General features: G+C 40.6%; 15 protein-coding genes and 1 pseudogene. 8 read left to right on the forward strand and 8 right to left on the reverse strand.

The genetic code is table 11. The features are described 5' to 3' along the window. Positions 1 to 37 precede the first annotated feature (37 nt). Positions 38 to 901, forward strand: a complete 864-nt coding sequence (locus RM049_RS06435) for a M48 family metallopeptidase (RefSeq protein WP_322703571.1) — start codon at positions 38 to 40, stop codon at positions 899 to 901. Positions 902 to 1,093: 192 nt separating this feature from the next. On the opposite strand, the gene RM049_RS06440 is transcribed toward RM049_RS06435, so the two are convergent. Next, positions 1,094 to 1,849 carry a metallophosphoesterase family protein gene (locus tag RM049_RS06440; protein WP_322683693.1) on the reverse strand — a complete coding sequence of 252 codons (756 nt, stop codon included), beginning with the start codon at positions 1,847 to 1,849 and terminating at the stop codon, positions 1,094 to 1,096. Positions 1,850 to 2,119: 270 nt separating this feature from the next. Between RM049_RS06440 and RM049_RS06445 the strand changes: the two genes are divergently transcribed. Next, on the forward strand, positions 2,120 to 2,404 hold the full coding sequence (locus RM049_RS06445; protein ID WP_322674836.1) for a DUF2470 domain-containing protein: 285 nt from the start codon (positions 2,120 to 2,122) through the stop codon (positions 2,402 to 2,404). A 469-nt stretch (positions 2,405 to 2,873) separates the two neighbouring features. Here the strand turns inward: RM049_RS06445 and RM049_RS06450 are convergent, their stop codons facing one another. Further along, the gene (locus tag RM049_RS06450; RefSeq protein WP_322703572.1) at positions 2,874 to 5,315 is read right to left on the reverse strand and encodes a hypothetical protein; all 2,442 of its coding nucleotides are present in this window, start codon (positions 5,313 to 5,315) and stop codon (positions 2,874 to 2,876) included. A 454-nt stretch (positions 5,316 to 5,769) separates the two neighbouring features. Here RM049_RS06450 and RM049_RS06455 point away from each other — a divergent pair, with 454 nt between their 5' ends. The 3 genes from RM049_RS06455 (at position 5,770) to RM049_RS06465 (ending at position 10,997) form a co-directional block, all read left to right on the forward strand. Then, positions 5,770 to 6,939 carry a glycosyltransferase family 4 protein gene (locus RM049_RS06455; RefSeq protein ID WP_322703573.1) on the forward strand — a complete coding sequence of 390 codons (1,170 nt, stop codon included), beginning with the start codon at positions 5,770 to 5,772 and terminating at the stop codon, positions 6,937 to 6,939. 62 nt (positions 6,940 to 7,001) lie between these two features. Next, positions 7,002 to 8,147 carry a glycosyltransferase gene (locus tag RM049_RS06460; RefSeq protein ID WP_322703574.1) on the forward strand — a complete coding sequence of 382 codons (1,146 nt, stop codon included), beginning with the start codon at positions 7,002 to 7,004 and terminating at the stop codon, positions 8,145 to 8,147. 723 nt (positions 8,148 to 8,870) lie between these two features. Next, positions 8,871 to 10,997, forward strand: coding sequence for a bluetail domain-containing putative surface protein (locus RM049_RS06465; RefSeq protein WP_322703575.1), 2,127 nt, complete (start codon positions 8,871 to 8,873; stop codon positions 10,995 to 10,997). A 22-nt stretch (positions 10,998 to 11,019) separates the two neighbouring features. On the opposite strand, the gene RM049_RS06470 is transcribed toward RM049_RS06465, so the two are convergent. Together RM049_RS06470 and RM049_RS06475 are read right to left on the reverse strand one after the other, a co-directional pair. Beyond that, a complete protein-coding gene (locus tag RM049_RS06470; RefSeq protein WP_322674831.1) occupies positions 11,020 to 11,391 on the reverse strand; it encodes a hypothetical protein in 372 nt (123 codons plus the stop codon). 492 nt (positions 11,392 to 11,883) lie between these two features. Beyond that, positions 11,884 to 12,153: a hypothetical protein gene (locus RM049_RS06475; RefSeq protein WP_069069307.1), complete on the reverse strand. Its 270-nt coding sequence runs from the start codon at positions 12,151 to 12,153 to the stop codon at positions 11,884 to 11,886. Between the two features lie 844 nt (positions 12,154 to 12,997). Here RM049_RS06475 and RM049_RS06480 point away from each other — a divergent pair. Beyond that, entirely contained in the window at positions 12,998 to 14,296 is a 1,299-nt protein-coding gene (locus RM049_RS06480) for a sodium:proton antiporter (RefSeq protein ID WP_322703576.1), read from the forward strand. 139 nt (positions 14,297 to 14,435) lie between these two features. Here RM049_RS06480 and RM049_RS06485 read toward each other — a convergent pair whose 3' ends face one another. The 4 genes and pseudogenes from RM049_RS06485 to RM049_RS06500 all read right to left on the reverse strand — a co-directional run bounded on the left by RM049_RS06485 (position 14,436) and on the right by RM049_RS06500 (position 20,497). Continuing rightward, complete coding sequence (locus RM049_RS06485; protein WP_322683700.1) at positions 14,436 to 14,825, reverse strand: hypothetical protein; 390 nt, start codon at positions 14,823 to 14,825, stop codon at positions 14,436 to 14,438. Between the two features lie 381 nt (positions 14,826 to 15,206). Then, the gene (locus RM049_RS06490) at positions 15,207 to 16,313 is read right to left on the reverse strand and encodes a saccharopine dehydrogenase family protein (RefSeq protein ID WP_322683701.1); all 1,107 of its coding nucleotides are present in this window, start codon (positions 16,311 to 16,313) and stop codon (positions 15,207 to 15,209) included. Positions 16,314 to 16,436: 123 nt separating this feature from the next. Then, complete coding sequence (gene crtD / locus RM049_RS06495) at positions 16,437 to 17,945, reverse strand: C-3',4' desaturase CrtD (protein WP_322703577.1); 1,509 nt, start codon at positions 17,943 to 17,945, stop codon at positions 16,437 to 16,439. A gap of 425 nt (positions 17,946 to 18,370) precedes the next feature. Then, positions 18,371 to 20,497: pseudogene (locus tag RM049_RS06500) on the reverse strand (pentapeptide repeat-containing protein). Positions 20,498 to 20,862: 365 nt separating this feature from the next. On the opposite strand from RM049_RS06500, the gene RM049_RS06510 reads away from it, so the two are divergent. Beyond that, positions 20,863 to 21,048, forward strand: a complete 186-nt coding sequence (locus RM049_RS06510) for a hypothetical protein (RefSeq protein ID WP_322703580.1) — start codon at positions 20,863 to 20,865, stop codon at positions 21,046 to 21,048. Between the two features lie 720 nt (positions 21,049 to 21,768). After that, the coding region (locus tag RM049_RS06515; protein WP_322703581.1) for a zinc-dependent metalloprotease family protein at positions 21,769 to 22,988 on the forward strand (1,220 nt) is incomplete at its 3' end.

A 22,988-nucleotide genomic window follows, 5' to 3' on the forward strand; every position in this document is an offset into this window, starting at 1 on the left:
ATTTTATGTTCTTCCAAAATAATCTTCAAAGCGTATTATGTTCAATTGGAAAGGTTTTGCTGCAAATTACCGTGTATGGCGGCGTCGCTGGTTTTATCCCCTAATTTCAGTGGTAGTCGCCCTGAGTCTGTGCCTGAGTACACCCCTGCCTGGAAGAACTTTAGATTTCTTACCTCTTTTACTCCAAGGAGTTCAGGCATTTCAGCTTTCTAATATATCCCCTAATCAAGAAGTTGATCTTGGTAAGCAGATTAATCAGGAATTGGTCGGCAGTCAAGTCCGACTTTACCGCAATCCCGAAGTGAATCGTTATGTAGAACAAGTTGGTCGGCGTTTAGCAGCGAATAGCGAGCGCCCCGATCTCCCCTATACTTTTCAGATAGTTGAGGATGACGCTATTAACGCCTTTGCGACATTAGGCGGCTATGTATATGTCCACACGGGTTTGCTGAAAACCGCAGACAATGAAGCGGAACTCGCAAGTGTACTCGCCCATGAAATCGGTCATATTGGCGGGAAACACGTAGTCAAGCAAATGCAGCAAAAAGCCCTCGAAAGCGGTCTATTAACGGCGGCTGGCTTAGATCGAAATTCCGCAGTGCAAATTGGTGTACAGTTAGCGCGAGACTTACCACGCAGTCGTAAAAACGAATTTGAGGCCGATCAAAGAGGACTACGAACTTTGACACGTACTGGTTATGCCCAGTCAGCAATGGTCTCTTTTATGCAAAAACTGCTGAAAAAGGGTGGTTCTAGTCCGACATTTTTGAGTACACACCCCGGAACCAGCGATCGCATTGATGCCCTCAGACGTGCAATTAACTCTCAACCTAGTAATGGAAAATCTGGCTTGGATAATGCTAGTTATAAAGCAAATATTCGACCATTAGTAAGGTCTTGAGGAAATTGGGCATGGGGCATTGGGCATGGGGCACTTGTACTGAGCGTAGCCGAAGTATGGGGCATTGGGCGTTAGGAGTGCTGAGTGCTGTTAGCGGTAGCGGGGCGTTTAGCCCGTGCTGAGTTAGGAGTTAGGAGTTTTGTTTATCTCCTTGTCCCCTTGTCCCCTCATCTCCCTCATTTCAAACATTGCTCAATTCCTATTGCGGCGATCGACTTTAATTTTGGCTGGATCGACTGTACTTACAACCTCTTCTAAAGGCAGGGTACGGATATAGTTTTTAAAGATATTAACTTGATAAACCAACTGATTTGTGACATCTAGTCCAGTCAACCAGCCACTCCGGGGATGATAAGCGCCGGTATCTATGTCTAGCCATCCCTTTCCTTGGGCCAGTTTACCAGGAGAAACACCCGGCAGGGTAAAAGTAATGGTGTGACCGATGATAATTTGTTTATCTGGAAAGTAGGGTTTTTCAATGCTGTGAAATTCCTCTCGTATCCAGCACAGTTCATCGGCAGTTTGTTCTGTCACAGATTTGGAAGGGTCAACACCAGCATGAGTTAACCAAATATCTCCCAAGTCAATGTATGTAGGCAAAGCTTTTAACCAATCCAGATGGTCATCAGGAATGGGAGCCTCTTGGTAACTGGCCACGGTAGCTTGCCCTCCCCCAAACAGCCATGCTTGCATGGTCGAGGAGGAAGTCCTTTCATTCGTCAGAATGCTTAATAACATCTGCTCATGATTTCCCAACAAACATGGGTAGTTATTTTGTTTGACAAAATTAACTACTTGTGCGCTATGAGGGCCGCGATCGATTAAGTCTCCCAGAAAATAGACTCGATCTTCTGACGTGGGGGCGATCGCCTCCAACAGTGTCATTAAACCTTCATAGTGTCCATGCACATCCCCAATTACAATTCGTCTGGGGCTAATTTCGCTCATTGTCTCTTAGCTGCAATAGTTTTGGCTAATACTTCTGCTACAGTTTACGCTGTCTGGTTTCCGCAATGAAAGGTAAAAATACTGGATAATGCTTATTTTAATTTAATTTTTGTACCAGTAATAAACTTAACTTATCAAATATATACAACAGCAATTGTTTTTCAGATATAACTTATAATAACGATGGCGTAAGACTAGCTTTTTCTGCTAATTTAAACTACTTAGCCGAGAATTTAGGCTCTTGCCATATTCATCATTTTTAAATTCACCATGTCTAATGGTTTTTCTGCTGAAATTAGTTCGCGCATCTGCAAGCACATGAATGACGATCATGCTGATGCTGTAGTTATTTATGCTAAAGCTTTTGGTGGTGTAACAGATGCCAATGCAGCCGAAATGCTGTCAATTGATGCACAGGGTATGGATTTAACAGCGCAAGTAAATGGGGAAACTGTACCAGTTCGCATTCAATTCGATCGTGTTTTAGTAGATGCCGAAGATGCTCATCAAACTTTGATTGCAATGGTGAAGCAGGCGCGGGTTCAGACTAAATAAGAAATGACAAAATAATTGACACTAAATCTGCGATACATTTAATCGCATATTTTTGTACATATATACGAATCCGATTTGATTTCTGAACTGATTTGCGTAGGTAGGCAATAGGCAAGGGGAAAGAAAGCTTCCTAGTTGTACTGAGTTTTTTCAGAAATAAAATACTAGTTCTATAGCAATACTGAATCATTTGTGAAAAACAAAATCCCCGACTCTGTAAAAGTTGTCGGGAATCTGTGGCTTGGTTAAGCTTAGAGGATGTTTTAAAAGTCATGATTGATGTATCAAATATTTCTTTACCCCACCCTAACCCTCCCCGATATATTGGGGAGGAAACCGGATTTTCTTGTTTCCCACCTTTATAAGGGGGGATTAAGGGGGGTAAGAATTCGATTAAAGTCACAGCTAACTACTTTTAAAACATCCTTTTAGAGTCAAAGCTGTGTTATATCGTAATTAGTGTAAATACTCACCCCGCCAGTCGATACATAATCACTTTTCCTTTCCAATTTTCTTCTACAAATACTAGATGCTCACCATTGGAACGCCGAAAAGCGCGAATACCGTAGGGTATATCAATCCAGCCACTTTCGCTACCAACTTCTGGGCCTGGTTTTAAGTGTTGTACTTGCGCTCCCGTCTTGGCATTGTAAACATATACCTCTGCGGTTTTGACTGTCACAGCAAATACATAGTCTTCCGTCACACTGATTGCTGCTGTAGACACTTCACGCTTCCCGGTGCTGTCGTAGGGAATTACAATCCGCCATTTCGGAGTACGATTTCCTTTACTCCAATTGTCAAAACGGGCAATCTCAGATCCAGCAACTCCAGCATCGTCACTAAATGCAGGGCGATCTACCGTAAAACCTGACAAATACATACTATCTGTTTCAGGGAAATATTCGATCCGGCGCAAGTCGTTAAATATTTTGGGAGTAGTTTGCTTTTCCATCGAACTATAGCTGTAGATGGGGTTGCCTTTAGGATCTATTCCCTGTAAAGAATAATGTCGAATGCCATCTTCTGTTCGCAAAGCTTTCCAAACATCTCCTTTGCTGTCTACCCACCAACCGCCGAGATAAGGATAATCTTTGCTGCGATCGTATTCGTTCTTTTCAAATTTGCCATTACCGTTGCGATCGCGCCAGATCCATTCTCCTTTTTCTGGTTGATGCGGTGGCCAATTTCCGGTGATAAATGGTAAATCTTTGCTATTAGTACCAACAAACATACCGGCGGGTATGGCGACTTTACCATCTGTAGCGGGATTAAAACGATATATTTGCAGAAAGCTGTTATACATATCTGTGAGAAACAAAAACGGCTTCCCTTGGATGCGGCGAACAAAGGTTCCATCTGGCGATGTATGCAGACGTGGATCTTGAGGATATTTGAAAGGATTTAAGGTGTAGGCTTTGTAATTCCATTGCTTACCAGCAGTCTTACTGTAATCCATCAGATAGTGTTCTTGTTTGGTGAATAAATCGACACCATCAGTTTTAGGATCGGCATCTGCATTATCGACGAATATCAATCCCAGCGATCGCCACATTAGTTTTCCCGATGGCGAAAATTTCCGCAAATCTGTTCCTGATTTGTTGAAACCATTACTATTTATATAGATATTGCCGGAAGCATCTGTACCGACTCCGGTAAGTCCGTAAAGTTTCAAATCTCGAACTTCACCAGGAACTCCTGCATAGATACCGCCTTTCGTGCCAAAACTACTCACCTGCACTGGCCGATCTTTGATCTCATAAGTCAACATTTGCTGACGCGGGCCATTTTCTGCTACTAACAGCTTACCTTGATGATTAATAGCGATCGCAGTTGGTTCGACGATATCTGCAATCTGTTGGGGCAATTGCTTTCCACTTTGGGAATAATGTAAAATTTTTGCAGGTTTACTACCATTTTTGCTTTGAATAATCCACAGATTTTTTTGTGGATCGATAGTTATTGCTCCCGGATTAGCAACGGCAAAGCTGCGAAGTTTCTTCATCGTATCAGTATCATAAACACGAATCTGGTTAGCAGCAGAATCACTTACATACAACTCGCTTCCCACAGTTGCTAATCCAGTAACTTCACTTTTAGTACTGGTAATCAACATACTTTTATCCCAACCACGCCCATTCGGAAACGGCGCGGGTTTTCCTGATAAATCATAGCGTCTAACGCTATACCAAGTTGTTCCTTCTGGTGGATAATCTTCTTTTGTATCGCCCCTCGAACCTTGAGTCATGGCAATGTAAACATATTTACTATTTGCGGTTACAGCTTTGCCACCGCCACGACTCCAGCCGTGAGTATCCCCAAGGGCAGCAATAACCTTACCATCTTTATATATTCCTGCCTCCATTGCCGCCTCATCCCAATGACTGTTGGTATAAACTGTGCCATCAGGAGCAACATACATGCCCTCAATATTGTTTTGTACCCGCAGATTTCCACTACCAATAGTGTTACCTATCCACGATGTTTTGTAGTTCAGCGCGGCTGTTTCAGTATTGTTTTGTACCCGCAGATTTTCACTGCCAATAGTATTACTTATTGGCGACATTTTGTGTGTAAGCGTGAGTATTTTAGTATTGTTTTGTATCCACAGATGTTCGCTGACAATAGTATTATTTGTTGACGAGATTTTATGTTTAAGCGGGTGTATTTCAGTATTATTTTGTACCTGAATATTTTCCCTGCCAATAGTATTATGTGTAAGCGTGCGTGTTCCAGTTGTCGCCCAGTCTGTTGTAATTCCAAGGGTAGTAACAATAACTCCAATAGTCAGACTGAGTAAAAAGTTGAAAGTTTTATTTCTTTGTAAATATTTAGTATTAGATAATTTTTTGATGTGCTGATTGAGATAATGACGGAGTTTTTTGAACTGCATCAGTAATTTATTTGTCATATAACTTTCAGGTTTTAATTATTTATATACAATCATTGTTTATGAAATCCGTAAAAAAATACAACTATTTTTAAGTGGTTAATATCCGGTCTATGTTTGGGTTACAACAAAAATGGATATAGTCGAGTAAAGGTATTAATATTTACTTATTTTTACATCATAATGGTAAGCATTAATACAAAAATGTTCTATGTTTCTTGCTTTCTCCCTATATAGCATTCACATTTCTGAATTGATAGGTATCATATATAGCTATATCAGTGTTATCTGGTTAATAAAAATACAGGTTTAAATCCTTGTTGACGTTGATATATAAATAGTTTATAAATTGGTTTTATATACAAAAATTATTATTGGTAATGTGTACTCATAAATTCTATTGATTTAGGTTTAGATACAGATGTAAAAGCGCAGAGATATGCGCTTGCTTTAGTATATTTATAGGCGATACATAGTGGAAAATAAACTAGAAAACTTTACTTCATCATCTGCATCTATTCTCACTCTGGGATTAGGCTGGTTTCCCAAAAGTCCCGGAGGACTAGAAAGGTATATTTACGAACTAACTCATAAATTAGCAGCAAATCAAGACCAGATTGAATTATGTGGAATTGGTCTACCAGAGGCTGAGATAAATTCGCCCATTAAGCTGACTAACTTGGCGAGTCCCGATAGTGCTATTTGGCAAAGATTATGGTCAATTCGCACGAATTTCCAGAAAACAAGAACTAGCAAACCAGATGCTATTAATTTGCACTTTGCATTATACAGCTTTCCGATTTTAGATATTTTGCCAAAGGGAGTACCAGTTACTTTTAACTTTCATGGCCCTTGGGCTTCTGAAAGTCAGCAAGAGGTAGTTAATAAAAATCTCAGTCTTTTAATCAAGCACTGGTTAATAGAAAAAAACACTTATAATCGTTGCGATCGCTTCATTGTTTTGAGCAAAGCATTTGGGAAAATTTTACACGATCGATATCAAGTACCGTGGAGCAAAATTAATATTATTCCCGGTGGAGTTGATATTAACTGGTTTCAACCAAATTTATCACCCCAAGAGGCTTGTGCAAAGCTAGGCTGGTCTACTAATCGCCGGATTATATTTACATCACGCCGCTTAGTGCATCGAACGGGAGTTGACAAATTATTGCAAGCTCTAGCTATAATTAAGCCCAGAATACCAGATGTTTGGCTAGCGATCGCAGGTCGCGGTCACATTCAAGCTGCACTACAACAACAGGCTACAGAATTAGGACTAGAAGACAACGTTAAATTTTTAGGTTTTCTTCCTGATGAACAATTACCTATAGCTTATCAAGCTGCTGAATTGACTATTATGCCTAGTCAATCTTTCGAGGGATTTGGATTAGTAATAGTTGAGTCTTTAGCCTGTGGTACTCCTGTTTTATGTACTCCAGTTGGGGGAATGCCAGAAATTTTATCAGAATTTTCACCCGATTTAATTACTACTTCAACAGAAGCATCAGCCATTGCTGAAAAATTAGAGCAAGTGCTTTTGGGTAATCTCCCCATACCTTCACAATCGGCCTGTCGCCACTATGCTACCACACACTACGACTGGAATCAAATTGCCCAGCAAGTACGGAATGTTTTATTAACTTAAACAAGTAAGTTTAATAAATACTAGGGGCACTACACGGGTCAAATTAGATAAAAAGAGGTTGAATGAGAATTCTTTTTTTGGATCAAAGCGGTAAACCAGGTGGTGCCGAATTATGTTTAATAGATATTGCTAAACCTTATGGCGATCGCGCTTTAGTAGGTTTATTTGCAGATGGCCCATTTAAACATTTACTACAACAAAATTATATTCCAGTAGAAGTTCTCGCAACTCAAGCAATCCAAGTTCGCAAAGAAAGCAGTTTGCTACAAGGATTCAAGAGTTTGGGACAACTTGCACCTTTAATTACTAAGGTAGTTAAAAAAGCGCGTGAATACGATTTAATCTATGCCAACACCCAAAAAGCATTAGTTGTCGGTGCGTTGGCAAGTTTTTTCAGTCGTCGCCCTCTGGTTTATCATTTACATGATATTCTTTCCAAAGAACATTTTAGCCCAACTAATCTTCGTATTGCTGTTAACCTAGCTAATCGTTTTGCATCATTAGTAATTGCTAATTCTCAAGCTAGTCAATCTGCCTTTGTACAAGCAGGAGGACGCCCAGACATCATCGAAGTTGTTTATAACGGCTTTAATCCCAAAAATTATCAAACTGATGAGTCTGACATTCAGAAACTACAGCAAAAGTTAGGATTAGAAGGAAAATTTGTCGTTGGACACTTTAGCCGTCTTGCACCTTGGAAAGGGCAACATATTTTAATTGATGCCCTTGCGAAATGTCCGCATAATGTAATAGCAATTTTAGTGGGTGATGCACTGTTTGGCGAACAAGATTATGTCCAAAAGTTGCACCAACAAGTTCGTGAACTGGAATTAGAAAATAGAGTCAAGTTTTTAGGATTTCGTTCTGATATTCCCCAGTTAATGGCAGTTTGTAACTTGGTGACACATACCTCTACTTCACCAGAACCTTTTGGTAGAGTGATTGTAGAGGCAATGCTATGTGAAAAACCTGTAGTTGCAGCCAAAGCTGGAGGTGCAATGGAATTAGTAGAACATGGACTTAATGGTTTTTTAGTCACACCAGGAAAACCCCAGGAACTTGCACAAGTAATTAGCACTTGTTTACACGAGACGAAAATAACTGCAAATATAGCTAAGAATGCCAGGATTACTGCTAGTGAGCGTTTTAATGTTGCAGTTATTAATCAGCAAATTGCCCAACTGCTATCTGATATCATGTCCGCTTAAATAGATATAATACCCGTGCTAACCCCACCCAGCTAAAGCGTAGCTTTTACTTTCTTCCTCACTTGCAAAGGCGTGCTTTTATGATTGACAATTAGACGGGCATAATAATATTAAAAATTAGTACAGCCTTGCACAAGTTTGCAGCGAATCGAATTTAAAAACTTTGCCTTAGTGTGCGAATATTTACACCAAGTTGCTGTATTTAGCAATGCTCTATGTCATATAAATAGTGTAATTCAGAACACTGACTAGAAAAAACTCTATCTTATATTGTTATTTCTATAAATGATACAACAGAAATACATTTAACAATCTTCTGCGACTTTCAACTACCCACATTTGGTAGATAAAAAGATTTTGCTGACCATAACGCTGTATTATCAAAATACATCGCAATACACAACACCCAAGGCAAACGCATCTAAATTACTCTCGATCGCAACCAAGGTTAAGAACCAACGACAAAATCAGCATTTCTCATTTGGTTTAGTTTCCAAGACTCAAAGCAATATCTACGACAGGCTGTGACGCTCCTGCGGACGCTCGAGTACTCGCTACCGCTTCCTAACGCTAACGCTACGCTATCAGTGACGCTAAATTTATGTCAATAAGCGGGGATTAATGCGACTATTTTCGAGCCGATTGAGAATAAAATCCTTTTGTTGACATGATGCGTTTGCCCTGACACAAGACCGAATCAAACAGATAAGGAACACAAATATTATGCCTTCAACTACAACTTACGCTTACGATGCTGCTGGCAATGTGATATCTGAGAAGATAGACAACAACAGTGATGGGATAATAGACTCAGTTATTACCTACCGCTATAACCAGACATCCTTTAGCGAAGACAACAATGGCGACGGCATAGTTGATTATGCCGAAACCTCTACTTATGATGCCAACGGCAACAAAACATCCGAAAGCCAGGACTACAGCGGCGATGGCATAGTTGATTATGTCTATACCTCTACTTATGATGCCAACGGCAAGTTGACATCGTATAGCGGTGACATCAACAACGATGGCATAGTTGATTTTGTCTCAACCTATACTTATAATGCCAAGGGCAAGCGGACATCCTCTAGCTCTGACATCAACAACGATGGCATAGTTGATACAGTCGAAACCTCTACTTATGATGCCAACGGCAAGTTGACATCCTTTAGCAATGACTCCAACGGCGACGGCATAGTTGATTTTGTCTCAACCTCTACTTATGATGCCAACGGCAACCGGACATTCTTTAGCGAAGACTCCAACGGCGACGGCATAGTTAATATAGTCGAAACCTTTACTTATGATGCCAACGGCAAGTTAACATCCAAAAGCGGTGACTACAACGGTGACGGCATAGTTGATTATGTCGAAACCTCTACTTATGATGCCAACGGCAAGTTGACATCTACGGAAAGCTTCAACGGCGACGGCATAGTTGGTAGAGTCTTAAGCTATACTTATGATGCCAACGGCAACCAGACATCCTTTAGCCGTGACTTCAACGGCGACGGCATAGTTGATAGAGTCGAAACCTATACTTATGATGCCAACGGCAACCGGACATCCTTTAGCGAAGACTACGACGGCGACGGCATAGTTGATAATGGCTACACCTCTACTTATGATGCCAACGGCAAGTTGACATCCAAAAGCTATGACAACAGCGGCGACGGCATAGTTGATTATGTCGAAACCTATGATGCCAACGGCAACCAGACATCCTATAGCCGTGACGATAATGGCGACGGCATATTTGATTATGTCTCAACCTCTACTTATGATGCCAACGGCAACTTGACATTCTCTAGCGAAGACAACAATGGCGACGGCATAGTTGATTTTGTCACAATTGATAATACTTATGATGCCAACGGCAAGTTGACATCTTCTAGGCGTGACAACAGCGGCGACGGCATAGTTGATTATGTCTCAACCTATACTTATGGACGCACATCCGCCAGTTATGACTTCAACAACGATAGTGTAACTGATGCAGTTGGCATCTACAGCTACGATTTGAGCGGCAAGCTGATTTCACAGAAAATTGACAACAATAATGATGGTATCTTTGATCGAGTGACTGCCCTAAGTTACGACGCTAACAACAGACTAGCTGCACAGCTAGCTGACCTCAACAATGATGGCATCGCTGAGGAGATTACCACTTACAACTACGATGCCAATGGCAAAGTAACTAGCGCAGATATTGACAGCAACAGTGATGGCACTACTGATGCAGTTGCCACTTATCTGTATGATGCCAATGGTCAACTTCTCAGCAAGACCACCACAGAAGGAACTGTGCCAAACCAAAGCTTAAATGGTGGCAATGGTGCAGACACGCTCACTGGTGCGGCTGGTAACGATCAAATTAAAGGCAAAAACGGTAACGATCGACTCCTTGGATTAGCCGGAAATGACAAACTAGTTGGTGGTCATAGTAATGACATCCTTAACGGTGGCGCTGGCCGTGATACCCTCACAGGAGATTGTGGCGCTGATAAATTTGTGTTCAACAGTCTGAGTGATTCGCTGCTGTCTGGCTTTGATAAAATTACTGATTTGAAAATCGGTGAAGATAAAATAGATGGGCTGTATGCAGTTGACGCTGCTAATTTGGTTCAACTTGGCACTGTTGCTAGTCTAAATCTTTCCGATGTACAGCAGATATTGAGTGCAACTGCTTTTGTGGCTAAAGGTGCAGCAACTTTTACCCTTGGTACAGGCAATAAGGGGCAGACTTTTTTGGCACTCAATGATAACACTAATGGATTCTCTGCCCTCACGGATGCTGTGATTGAAATTAGTGGCTACAAAGGTAACTTAGCCTCCTTAGCAGTTGTCTAATCATACTACGGTTCAGGTGTGACTATAAACCAACTAATTCACGAGATTCAAAATCAGAAAGTTGTTGAGCGATCGCTAATCTTGCTTCCAACTTAGCTACACTAAACTGGTTACGCAGATATTCCAAATGGGCGATGGCATTTGCTTTCTCGACAGTTAACCGAATTTGGGTGTCTATTGCTTTCTGATATTCCTGATTCACAAGCAACACCTCAAAGCGACGAGCCTTGCGTTGAGCATCATTCTTCAAATCCATCTCAAAGGCGGCGGTGCGGTCTGCATTGCCTTCAAATCGGTTAACTTGGTGCTGCACTGCCATCAACTGAGAATCTATTTCATTAGCCCGTTGGGCAGCTTGTGCGATCGCAGCTGGATAATGACTCAGTTGCATCATTTAATAATTTTCCTCTCAGGTCAATAATGTAGTGTTTAAGTATAAGACCAACCCTTGAATTTATTTACCAAAAGGCTGTCACAGAGCAGTTTTACACTTAACTCAGCTTGGTGGAAGCTATATATATATTATAGTCCAAATGTATTGAATTAGGGGAGAAAAAGCGATGTCTGAAGTGCAGGTATGCCAATTATTTTCCTAATTTTTCGTTAAAATAAAGTTAAAATAAACTCTCAAAAATTTTTATCTTTACTCTGTATAAGCTAACTTTTTAAGTTTTTGAAATTAGCTTTAGACAAAGGAGTAAAAATGAATATCGCTCGTCATTAATTTCTAGAGATGTCTTTTGAATAACACTATTAATTTTGCCTTTTAAGATTAAGTCCGCCCATATACCCATGACTTATTTAGCCGTCAGACTGAAGTCTGCGGCTAATAAAGTAAGCCTGCATAAGCAGGCTAATTATTTTCTGCTAAATTCTACACTTTAGCTCAAGCTGCTTCCCGCAGTTGTGGTTGTGACGGCACACTCACCTCTGGAAATGAAAGCGAGAGTTGTTCGGCTTGAGGTACTGCCGCTTGCTGCAAAACTTGAACTTCAATATTCACGCTGACCAAATAACTACCTGTATCAGCACCAACTGCTTCGGCAATGAGTTTAGCAATGTCTGGGCGTTTGGCAGTCAGCGGGTCACGTAAAATACACCGATCCCATTCATGCTTGGCAGTCGGATTGAGGTTGAGAATATAATGCTTCATCATCGAACTAACCCTTGAATCCATCTTCCAGAAGGTTTTCACAGAGCCATTATGCATTTGGCTAGGCTTTGTGGACGCTATATTTATTATAGTATATTTGTACTAAATTGGGCGATATCTGAGTCAGAAAGTAGGAAATATATCATGTCTAGCTAATTGCTATATTCCCTAATCTATGCGGAAAGTTCAAAAACCCCCCCCCTCTTTGGTCTTACAACAGTTTTCATGTATTTGAACCACACTTGTCGTAGGGGCGCAAGGCCCATTGGTGTCAACTTAACCCGAAACCCGCTTGGTGACAACGTTTTGCTCTCACCCCCAGCCCCTCTCCCATCCGTGAGAGGAAAACTAGACATTCAATTCCCCTTCTCCTTTGGGAGAAGGGATTAGGGGATGAGGGTGTAAGGGATTTGCAAAACGCCTGTCTGATATAGTTTTCGGCTTAAGTTTACACCAATGAAGGCTTTGTGCCCTTAGCGCAGGACACGATTAAGCCATTCCACATTTAACTTGCATAATTAGCGTAGGCTTTTCGGTCTATGCCACAAGAGTTATATAAATAAATTAGATGTCGTTTAGCTTATAAATCATTCGTAAAAGCGTATAGGTGTGTCTTAGCTATATTCCCGTGCTACATCCAATTAGTTAAAGGACTTCTAACAAATAATCAAAGCGCAATGTCTAGGATGGGCAAAGCCAACGCCAAATTTATCTATTCCTTTCTTCTCTAATTTAGTGATGTCTTTAAATTCTTAATCCCAGAAAATCTGCCTATAGGTAAATTCTAATACAAAGGTATTGCAACTAAGCTTACAAAGCAACACCTTATATTTATGTAAATCGCTATATGGTAGATATCTATATTATTGACCTATTTGTAATTGGTCTACTTTTACTGATGGTAACTTTAGGGTCGGGTTGGATTACTCGCTTACCCCTTTCTTTTGCCATCATCTACCTAGTGGTTGGTATTTTTTTAGGCCCTTATGGCTTAGGGCTGATTGAATTACGTCGAGATGACGTTTTTAATACCGAACTGCTGGAGAAAATAACAGAACTTGTCGTGATTATTTCTGTGTTTAGCTGCGGCTTAAGAATTGTTCGGCCTCTAAAATTAGGGGTTTGGGATATTACAGTGCGATTGATTGTATTTCTGATGCCAATTTCAATTTTTGCTCTGGCTGTTGTGGGTAAATTCTTTTTAGGAATGAATTGGGGAGAAGCAATTTTATTAGGAGCAATTCTTGCACCTACAGATCCAGTATTAGCATCAGAAGTACAATTGACCAGTGCAAATGACCAAGATGAGTTGAGATTTGGTTTAACCTCTGAAGGTGGATTAAATGATGCTTTAGCTTTTCCCTTTGTTTATTTTGGTCTTCATGCTTTAAAAGATGACAACTGGGGTAACTGGTTTAAACAGTGGATTACAGTTGATTTAATCTGGGCGATCGCATCTGGCATTATTATGGGAATTATTGTTGCCAAATCTATAGTTTGGATTGAACAAAAAATTCAAAAACGCCGTCCTGCCGATAAGTTAATGGAAGACTTTACTGCTATCAGTACAATTCTCATAACTTATTCCTTAACAGAAATGGTTAATGGCTATGGATTTTTGGCGGTATTTGTTGCTGGCTTAGTTGTCCAACGCAGTTACAGAAATTCTGAAAAACCGATAGAACAATTAGAATTTGTTGAGCAAATCGAAAAACTACTGGAAGTTGGGACAATTTTACTATTGGGTTCAATATTATTATTGAAACCAATACTCAATTATGCTATGCAATCTGTGTTAGTAATAGTTTTGTTATTCTTGATCGTCAGACCTTTAGGAGTTTGGATTAGCACAATAGGTAAACGTCCTCTAGATTCACGCCGCCGAACCTTCCACCCAGGAACTCGGTTGTTATTTGGATGGTTTGGGATTCGCGGTGTTGGTTCTTTATATTATCTAGCTTATGCCTTTGGTCATGGTTTGAAAGGTGAGGCAGCCGAACAAATTGCTTGGATAACTTACACTACTATTGTAGCCTCGGTAATTGTGCATGGCATTAGTGCAACTCCATTAATGAAGTGGTATGAGCGCAATTTTGCTAACAATAAAAATACTACTCCTCCCACCACAATAGATGAATTTGAGTGAAAATATTTCTTGTATGTAGCGACTGCCTTGAAAGTCGCTACAATTTAATTTTCTGAATTTGCTTCAAACCGGAGAGGCGCTTTGATTCTTAAATTCTAATTTCTTTGTAATAAAGCGGTTCAGGTTCAGTCTATATTCCCTATTTTCCTGTCACTTTTTCAATAACTTCTTTCGCTTTTTCACCAAAACTTTCTGGGGGATTTTGTTCTTGTTCAGCCTTCAAATTTCTTTCGTAAGTCTTCTCTATAGTATTAAGATTTTTTGAATCTTTTATTGCTTGCTCATAAGCTTCTTGTCGTTCTTCTTCTTGAATACCAACACCTGGGTCAAATTCGTTAGCACGATTAATTTTTTCTTCAGAATTTGGTTTATACTCTGGAGGTATTAGTTTTAATTCTTCAAGAGTAGTTGCGTGACTAGTTTGCTGAACAAAAATGAAAGAACCTGACAAGCTGATGAAAACCATCAAGCCAACAACCAAAAAGCTTGAACGTAATGCTTGTTTTAAACTTAATAGAATTTTTTGCATGAAAAAAATCTCCTAATCTTTTTGTTATGAGCCTTTTGAGGTAGAAGATAGATTGAATATCTTAGGCTCACAGGCATCCTAAGTGTTTAGGTACAGTTCTTTCTTCTACCTCAAGGTATATTAATTTTTAGCTAGGGTAATCTTATTCACAAGACTAAAATCCCCGACTTCTCTAAGATGTCGGGGATCTCGTTGTTCTCAAATGATTTAGTAGGAGGACAAAATTGTGCCACCTTACCCGTGTACTTTTTTCAAATGATAATCCCTATAGTCAAAGGTTGTCGTGCTTACTAACAATACCATCTAGAACTCAACTTTTGGACTAATAGTTCAAATCGACTCAAGTAGACTGATATTTTTACTTTCCGATCGGATAGACACTTATGACCAACTATGATTAATTTTTATTCCTCGGCTTTGCATTACCTCTTCAAATAAATTTGTTGGTAATGCTTCTTCTACAGGAAAAACTCCAGGTTTTTTGAGTTTACCTTCTAGCAATAATTGGGCAATACTACCTGTGCCACAACCAGAAGCCACAGCAGTATTTTCATGCACGACAGTTGAGCAATAAACGGCTGTTTCACCATTTTTCTGCCCTGTAACCTCAGAACGAACTGCTACTCCAATTCCACTAAAATTATTAGTGACATCTGTCATTGAATGGCTGACATGAGACAGAAATTCAATCATGTAACGACGCTGCATTAACCACTTGGGAAAAACGTGTGCCGCAATCCAAGTTAGATGATTATAAAAATCTGGAACGGAACCAAACTTAGTAATTACAGTTTTCACTGATGGGAATGCATGGGGCAGCGTAAAGGTTTCTGGCATATCAAACCAGTAAACTCCGGTGCGTCCATATGGAGGTGGAAACTCAACTACTTCTCTTTCACTATAAGGCTTGATTATTTCCCATTTTCCATCTATCCAAGTCTCAAAAGGATACTGCAACCCAAGAAAAGTTGTCCGCATCACTGTAATGCCAGCACCACCAGAACCAGAAACTAAATAACTTAAATGGATCTTTTCTGGTAGCTGAAATTGTTCAATTCCCTGACGTACCATGCTGTTAGAAATACCAGGAAAAATGCCAGTATTAATAATTGCTGTCACGCCAGCAGCAGCAGCTTTTTCATGATAATTCAGAGCTTTGCTGGTATAAGACCGATGGTCGCTAACATCTAGATAATTAACGCCTTCAGCAATACAGGTTTCGAGAACATTAGTATCTCGATAGTGAAATGGCCCGGCACAATGGATGACTAAATTAGAGTTTGCGATCGCATCTCGCAATTTGTCAACTTCTGCCAAGTCCAATACCAAAAACTGCACTTGTCCTCCTGAAGACAAGCTTACAGCCTTCCCAAACTCCGCAGAACGTCCAGTAATCGTAATTTGAGCCTGCGTATGGGTAGCGAGATCCTGAGCAACACTGCTACCAATCCGCCCCCGTCCACCAAGAATTAAAACGCTGTCTGTCATTACTCCAGCATTCGCAACACTAACTTAATTTGACCAGTTTTGTGTCCTGTTTGCCATCGGTTATAAGTATGACTTACCTTTCAATCAAGGCAGAGTTTTCAATTATAGTTAAATCTGCCTTCTTCACGCCTCAATTTGCCTAACTACTGTTAGCGCCGAGTAACTCACCCCAGCAGTACCTTCCCCTGGATGGGTGGAGTCACCAACTAACCACAAATTCTGGATTGGTGTCCGATTGGCGAACCCAAAGGGGCCAAAGGTGGGAATCCTTTGACCAATACCGCCAACTATACCGCGATCGCGGGCTGTAAAATGGGCAAAGGTGCGCGGTGTTGCGGCTTCTTGATAAATAATCGTTTCTGGTTTGAGATAGAAGTATTGCGCAAGACGAGCGATCGCTTCTTGGGTAAACTTTTCTTTTAGTCCTTCATAATCACCAGTCTGCCACCACTGTGCGGGATCGACAAATGAAGAAGCAATAATTGTCGCTTTCCCCTCCGGTGCGCGACCATCTCCAGGATGACTGACGGAAACAAATAGGGAATTATTCTCGCCAATGGGGCCATTGACATCATACAGAAATTGGAGATGTGGAGGACACCCAAGTGGAATGGCGCTGGCATCTACACCCAAATACACCACAAAAGCACCCGATGCTTGGGGCAATTTTTTCACCCGATTTTTATATCCAGATGGCGCTTGTTCTCCCAACAACTGCACCAAATTTTGCACGGTGACGTTGCTAACTATATGGTCGGCGGCTTCTGTCCAAACTTCGCCAGTTTTCTGATTTCTAATCACAATAGCAGTAGCTTTGCCGTTGTCTACTTTGATTTCTTCTACAGTGTGGCGCATCAACAGTTTGCCGCCATCTCTCTCTAAGGATTGTACCAAGCGATCGCTTAATACTTGCATACTTCCCTGGAGGTGAAACAATCCTTGGGGCAGTTGGGATACACTCAAGGCTGTGGCGGCATAAAGTAATGCTGTGTTTTCTGCATCTACCTGGGAGTATAGCTTCAGTTGCAAATCTAAAAAAGTCCTCAATCGCTGGTCATTTCCCAGTCCGCACAACCGTAAAGCATCTCCTACCGTAAACAAGGTGAAGGGTACGGTAATTAATGTACTCGGACGCACCGCCTGAGTTAGCTGCCACAAATCCCATAAATTACGCGGCGGTAATACCGGGTCGCGTCCTTGAAATTCCCAACTAGCAGCAAATAAAGTTGCCATCAACTGCCAAAACGGTTCGCTACCAGGAAACTGTTTTTGTCGTTCCTCTTGCCATTTCTCTTGGTCGCGCCAGACATTAATCGGTGTGGTTTCCCCAGGTAAATACACCGCACAAGCAGGGTCGCAAGGCGTTGCTTGTGGCAAATCTATTGACAATTCTGAGAAAATCCGGTGGTGAATTCCCCCAGGTTCCAATCCCGCCACCTGAGTTGCTCCCACATCAAAGGTAAATCCTTGGCGTTTAAACGTCGAAGCACAGCCTCCTGGTACGAGGGCTTGATCCAAAATTAAGACACTGTAACCTCTATGAGCTAATAATGCCCCAGCAGTCAGTCCACCTATTCCCGCACCAATAACGACGACATGAGAGTTACTTTTGTCAAGAGAAATGCTGGACATTGATTAGCTTCTTTAAAATTCTTAATACTTTTACTTATAATTTTACCTTAATCTCAAATTTGAATGGGGTCGAAGGGTGCTAGTGTACACAAGTCATCGAATTACCCCCTTAATCCCCCCGATATATTGGGGGGAAACCGGAAAATCTGGTTCCCTCCCCTTTATAAGGGGAGGGTTAGGGTGGGGTAAATTTACCCCTAAATGCAAGTGAGTAGACTGTTTCAAACTTGTGTATACACCATAGCCTTACTAAGGAGAGGAACAGATTTTGCGTAGCATAACCTTTCTTAAGGTATCTCAGGGGTTGTACGATAAATCTTAAATGGCCTCATCAAAAATTTGTATGTACACGGGGGTTAAGGGGGATCTAAAAGTGCCTATATTCACAGCAAAACACTTTTCAAACAACCTCTTAATTTGACACGCTACCCTAAACCCAAAAAATTTGAAATCAACGGCAATAGATTGCTGCATTGTTCAACCAACTTTGTAGCACTGGGTAAACTAGAAATTGTTCCTTTTAAAATCTTTATAGCCGTTTTCGCCGCCTTTTGCATCGCCCCCTCTTGAGGATTTTTCCCAGCTTCTGCTAAAGCTTTCACTTGTTCTAATGCCTCAACTTTATCTTCTTGAGCTAAGTTTGTATCAGCCTCTATTGCTGCTTGCAATTGCGTCAACAATTCCTTAATTTCCGGTTTATCAGGTTCGGGAGACGCTGCTAATTCATTGATGGTATTTGTTACCGTACCGCTAATATCACCTAAATTTAAAGCTTGCCCACTAGCATTAAAGTCTCTGCCAACACTGCCAATTTCAATTTTGCGGCTGGCATCATTACTGTTAGTCATATTTTTATTCTCAACTTTATTGTCAACTTGAACATTAATCGGCTTATTAGCTAATAATCTTACAATCTCTGCCATCTCTCCACTTTGTTGGCGATAAATGACTATTTGCTCATCTTTAGCTTGTAATTGTGCTTTATATTTTTTTTCTACAGTTTGCAATGCCAGTTGATAATTTTGTGTAAAATCACTATGAATCTTTTCTTTATCAGCACCATCAGTTACACCAACTTTAACGACTACTACGCCATCACCTTTATTTTCAATACTTTGAATAGCTAATTCCGTATCTTCATTTTGTTCTTGAACTTTTTTGAAGGTGGTTACAAAAGCTTTCCAGTCGATACCGTCACGGAAAATTAAATCAATGGTATTTAAAACCTCTTCAAATAATTTTGTAAATTCTCCTGATTGAAAGTTGCCACTGCTAGGACGGCGTTCGCAGTCATCGGTTTCAGGCTTTGGGTTTTCAAGAAGATATATAAAACGACAATCTACATTATTTAACTTAGTTGTACTTTCAATATTCCACGCTTCAATACAAGCACCAGTCATTTTAGCGTTGGTAAAATTAGTGCTAACAGCTTGAGCAAGAGTTAAGTTTGCCCACTCTAAACAAGCTCCTTGTAACGTGGCTTGACCGATATCAGCGCCTTTTAGATTTGCTTTTTTTAAATTAGCACTTTTAAGATTAGCGCCTTTAAGGTTAGCACCAGAATAAGATTTTCCTCTACCATCACCAGTGACAAGTAAGTTGAGAACATCTGGATTAGTTAATATAGTCTTGTCAAGTCTAGCTAAGTCAAGTTTTTTGGCTTTATAGAAACAAGTACCTGTCAGGTTTGCTTCTCTGAAATCTGTGTTTTTGAGAGTTGCGCCAGTCAAGTCAGCGTTTGTTAAATCGGCATTACGAAAACTGGTTCCACTTGTAGCTGCAAAGGCGATCGCTATTTTACGAATCAAGTCATATCTTTCATCTCCTTTCATTGCATTCCATGCAATATAAATACTTAATGACATAATAAAGGTGATCACCATGCCAGTTACGGTACGAAAAGACAAAATATCAACTTTATCTCTTGTTTAACTTACGACATTGGAACTACAGAAAGCAGCAAAACCGACAATAAAAGCAACTCTAAAGAAATTATAAATATTAACTTGATTTATACCAACAATAATGATAGCGCTATCAATAACGCCAGCATCAACAATAGCAGCAGCAACAGCACCAGCAAATGAAACACCGTTACTATTATTAATGTTCCCATGAAGATGTAGTACAATGGTGCTAATAGTAGCGGTGACAACGGAACTAGCGATCGCACTAACGAAGATTGATATGTTTAGAGATATGTCTAAACCTTTAAAAATAGTAAGAGAAAAGAAAAATATAAGCACTACCAAGGTAGCGACACTAGACATTATTTCATAAGATTGGCTAGGGTCAATCAAGCAATAGAGTGCGTATATAACGTACTCTGAGGCAAATCCTGATAATGCTGATAATACGAGTAATATTATCAACAATCCAATTACCCAATGTTGCTGTAGTCCAGCCTTAGCACCTCTAAAATCAGCACCTTTAAGAATAGCGTTGCTAAAATTTGCCCCTCTAATATCCCTATCGCGAAAGTTAGCACCAGTCAGGTTTTGACCTTTAAAAGAGCAACCTTGGAGATTTTGACCGGAGTAGTCTGGTGGCATAATCACTAATTCGTAATTCGTAATTAAGAAAGTCAGATGAAATCTAGGTTTGGGGGTTTGAATCTGGTGACGGATATTAGAGAATTGGTATCACTGAGATTTTATACAAGTTTGCTGTGCAATATTTCGGATTTTGGCAAAATAAAGAAAATATAAAAATTTTGAATGCAATATGCGGTATAGGTGCATGACTGGGCACCCTTACCTTTGAATGCTTAGGGTATCATCAGCAATATTGAAGTTGTTGTCACCATACTTAAGCTGTAATTATCAATATTGCAACTGTAGCAGTTCCACAACTTACGGGAGCGGTTCCCGAACTTACCGGAGCGGTTCCCGAACTTACCGGAGCAGCTCCCAAACTTATGGAAGCAGCTCCCAAACTTATGGAAGCAGCTCCTGAACTTATGGGAGCAACTCCCAAACTTATGGGAGCAACTCCCGAACTTATGGAAGCAGCTCCTGAACTTATGGGAGCAACTCCCGAACTTATGGGAGCTGCTCCCAAACTTATGGAAGCGGTTTCACAACTTACGGGAGAATTAAATTAAAGATATGCTTTTCTAAGCGAAACAAAGTATGCGCTATCAAGTTGTACTTGCCAACTTAATGTTTTGACCGAATTTAGCCGAATCACTCACTGCTTCTGAATACAAAGTAAACAACTCACTCAAAACTTCTTTCCCTGCAATTTCTCCAAGGCTGGTACATCGTTCTAGCTTGCTTTTACAATGACTTTACTATCAAGCGTTGCATTGCTTACATCCATACCAGGCGATCGCTGTCTTTATCCCTCTATGTAGTATACAAAGACTACTATCTACATCTCTACTTACCAATTAGATACATTGAGTGACAATGCACAGATTATACGTTTGACGCTCAAAGAATTGGATCGAGTTGCACCGAATTCAATCGTACTTATCCTTAGCAAGAAGAGTGGATAGACTTCTTGGCATTGTAGGGGAAAGGGTAAGGGGAAATTCCATCCCCTTACCCTTTAACATGAGTCCCTTTCCCCAGCAGCAAGAGTACGCACATTGTTAACTCGTAAACGAGGCTATAACATTTTTGAACGCAAAGGAAATACTAGGGTATATCAACAGCAGTTTGTCAGTTAGTTGATACCATCCTGCGAGATGAAATGCAAATATTTCCAGTATCGGTGAGAGCAGATTATAACTTTTTGTAAAGATTGCATAGCAAAGTACGTAAAGTTATCTGCTTGATGCAGAGAAATTAATAGAGGTTTCCTTTAAAGATGAAATTATATGTCAGTATCAGCTTCTTTAGACCTGTCTAAAACTTTCTTCCTCAACAGCTTATTAGAAGCTAATCAGACAATTTATTTAGATTTCGACGGCAATATCACCTCTGGTACTTCCTGGAACACAAGTGAACGTCCGGCTAACATTATCACCCCTGCCTTCGACTTCGACGGCAATACAGCATCCTTTAGCTCGGTTGAACTTGCAAGAATTCAGTATATCTGGCAGCGCGTCGCTGAGGATTTCAGCCCGTTTAATGTTAATGTCACAACGCAGGCTCCAGCAGATATTAACGATCTGATTAAGAGCGGCAGTAATGATACTCGCTGGGGGGTGCGTGTTGCGATCGGCGGTAGCAGTTACGATTGGTATGGTAAAGGAGCCGAAGGAGTCGCCAAACTTGGTTCTTTCAACTGGAATAGTGATACTCCTACCTTTGTTTTTGCTGAAAATACGTTCGGTGATGAGAAGTATACGGCTGAGACTATCTCTCATGAAGTAGGTCATACGCTGGGACTCCAGCATGATGGACGAATAACCCCCGCTGAAGACTACTACGAAGGACATGGTAGTGGAGAGACTGGCTGGGCACCGATTATGGGATGGCCGGGGTATTACCAGGAGCTAACCCAGTGGAGTAAAGGCGAGTATGCTTCTGCTAACAATACTGAAGATGATTTGCAAATTATTACGACCCAAAATGGGTTCACCTACCGAGCTGATGATTGTGGTGATACAATTGCGACAGCAAAGCCACTAAGCATTTCTAGTACGTCTGTCAGTGGTAGTGGCATCATTGAGCGCAATACAGACCTAGATTTTTATAGTTTTGTCACAGGTTCTGGTTTGATTAGCTTGACAGTGAATCCTTTTAGTCAAGGGCCAAACTTAGACATATTGGCAGAGCTATACAATTCTGCTGGTACCTTAATTGCATCGTCCAATCCAACAGATTTACTATCTGCAAGTATTACAACAAATGTCGTTGCTGGAAATTATTACCTCAAAATTGATGGTATAGGAAAAGAAGATCCTCTTGCAACTGGCTACACGGATTACGGCAGTTTGGGGCAGTACTTTATCAGTGGTACTCTAAACTTTCCTAATATCCAGCGATGGGCAACTGGCCAAGGCGGTTTTTGGGATGCTCAAAAATGGCTAGTCGGCAATTTTAACGCAGATGGGAAAGATGATTTAGTCAACGTCTTCAATGATGGGGGTCT

Source organism: Nostoc sp. DedQUE04, from assembly GCF_034530995.1.
Taxonomy (GTDB): Bacteria; Cyanobacteriota; Cyanobacteriia; order Cyanobacteriales; family Nostocaceae; genus Nostoc.